Source organism: Halorubrum sp. Ea1 (assembly GCF_002252965.1).
Classification (GTDB): Archaea; Halobacteriota; Halobacteria; order Halobacteriales; family Haloferacaceae; genus Halorubrum.
Window position 1 is genome coordinate 1 of the sequence record NZ_NHPG01000118.1, and the last position, 1,429, is coordinate 1,429.

1 protein-coding gene is annotated in these 1,429 nt (G+C 56.1%); it reads right to left on the reverse strand.

Features of this window, described 5'->3' with window-relative positions:
- Positions 1-244: 244 nt before the first annotated feature.
- Entirely contained in the window at positions 245-1,294 is a 1,050-nt protein-coding gene (locus DJ73_RS14830; protein ID WP_094558338.1) for an RNA-guided endonuclease TnpB family protein, read from the reverse strand.
- Between the last annotated feature and the right edge of the window lie 135 nt (positions 1,295-1,429).

Below are 1,429 nucleotides of genomic sequence, written 5' to 3' on the forward strand. Positions count from 1 at the left end.
TTGACATCCTCCCCGCGCTAAAGCGCGAGGATTCCCCGAAGGGGATATTCAGGTTGCGCGTTTCCTCGGGCCTCAAGTACGCTTTCGCGTGGACCGTCAACGGTCGCCACCGAGTTGTGACCAACGGTGTGCTTTTCAGCGCGTGTAGCCCTGTCAATGGGGCCTTCCTCCCCGCAATCTGCGGGCGCCGAAGACGGCGGGCTATTCAACCAGCGAGGTAGTACGGTTCGCGTCAGCCGAACTGCTACGCCGTACATGGTTCACCCTCCCGTTGTGCGATGTTTTCTGAAGCGTTCAGGTCCGCGTGGCGTCCTCGACCGCACTCCGAACACGAAAAGTGGTCGCCATCACGGCTTCCTATCGAACTACACGCTGAACACCGCTGGCTGGTATGGTACGCATCGACCTGCTCAACACGAATCCCAGCACGTTCGGCTTTGTACGTGATGAACTGTTGGAGTTGGTGGAAATGCCACGAGTGAACACCTGACCATGAGCTGTCCTCGCGGATACCTTCGAGGTCTTCCATCCGAATGACAGGGTTCTCGAACTGTTCCGCGAACGTGATGAGGCGACGGGAGAGTTTGTGATTCAGGTCTTTGATTCGACGCTGTTCTTTGTCACCTACACGGTTACGTGCGCGAAGCGCACCCGCTTCCGAGAGCGAATCGCGTAGGGAACGATATTTGCGTCGAACATATTTCGCCTCACCACCAGACACCAGCATTGACTCATCCTCGCCATAAGCTGTCACAGCGAGGATGTGTCGTTGGCCAATATCGACACCGATCGGTGTCTCACACGACGTGTCGGCGTCGTATTCCACGTTGAACGTACAGTACCAGTCGTCGCCGCGACGGTACACCTGCAGGCGGGTCTTGTCAGCGTCACCCTCCACCAGTCGGTCTACGGAGTCGGCAATGTCGTCGTACACCTCTATCGGTGTGTACCACCATTGGGAGACGCACGGGAAGCCGACGACGACTGTGCCGTTCTCGGTCGTGTCAAGTTCCCAGTTCTGGTTGTTGATGGCGAACGGTTGACTCTCTCGGTAGCGAACTTCCCCGTCCTTATTATGATCGGATTTCGCCTCACGGATGGCTTGGTTCTGGATGGCCGAGTAGAGGTCGTTGTCGATACTGGCCGTGGTCACGGACTTCCCGAAGTCGCCGTTCTCCCATCCGTTGATACAGAATTGCTTGGTGTCACGGTAGAGTCGAGTGGCGCGTTGCCACTCTTTCCGCCGTGAGAGGGATGGATTGTGGAACTTCGTGGTGACAGTCACCGTGACCATTACAATTGTAATTAAGTGTGCTATATTAAGCATCTACTGGAATATCAGGCCGCGCTATCGTCGGTGGTTTGTATCATCGTTTGTCGGATTCATCCCCGCGCTGAAGCGCGAGGCTTTCTCCTTGATTCTCCGTAA

What these genes read in the sequence shown, in the direction of transcription:
- DJ73_RS14830 (WP_094558338.1), bottom strand. Translation starts at nt 1,294, where the DNA reads ATGGTCACGGTGACTGTCACCACGAAGTTCCACAATCCATCCCTCTCA.